Below are 551 nucleotides of genomic sequence, written 5' to 3'. Positions count from 1 at the left end.
TAAGCATCCATCGTCAGGGAGAGATATGCGAAGCCCCCTAAACACTTGACGTAGGTTATGTCTGAGACGGTGAGCCGGCAATGGTCGGTGGCGATGTACTTAGGGGTGGTGTTCAGGTGGTCTTGGAAGCCGTGATTGACTACTCCTTTGGTCGTCTGGGGTGGACGCTTGCGCTTGCGACTTCTCAGCAGCATGTCGTTGGCTCCTAACACTTTGTAAAGCCAGTCTCGACCTACTTGAAAGGTTCCTTTGAAGTACTTGTTGGTACACTCCTGGAGGGTGTCTACGCCTGCCCTGGGGAGCCAACTGCGCACATACTGGCAATAGTGTAGGACGGAGGCTACTTTGACATCTTCGTCTTGCTCGGTGAAGGTGTGCTTGTAGTAGCCTTTGCGGCTGACTTCTAGCTGCTGACAAAGGTAGGTTATGGAGAGCTTTTGATCTCTCACTTTGGCCTGTTCAAGCTGTCTCACGGCTACAAATCGGTCTTTTTTTTTAGATCAATGTGGTAGCGATTCAAGACCACTTCGAGTAGTGTTTTGTTGACCAAG

The 551-nt window shown here is 50.5% G+C and carries 1 pseudogene; it reads right to left on the bottom strand.

From position 1 onward, the window contains the following. A pseudogene (locus PORUE0001_RS08085) lies at window positions 1-473 on the bottom strand (hypothetical protein); the annotation flags it as partial. Window positions 474-551 lie beyond the last annotated feature (78 nt).

It is taken from the genome of Porphyromonas uenonis 60-3, assembly GCF_000174775.1.
Lineage (GTDB): Bacteria > Bacteroidota > Bacteroidia > Bacteroidales > Porphyromonadaceae > Porphyromonas > Porphyromonas uenonis_A.
The sequence above is the reverse complement of the archived record's forward strand: the minus strand, read 5'-3'. Positions and strand labels throughout refer to the sequence as shown.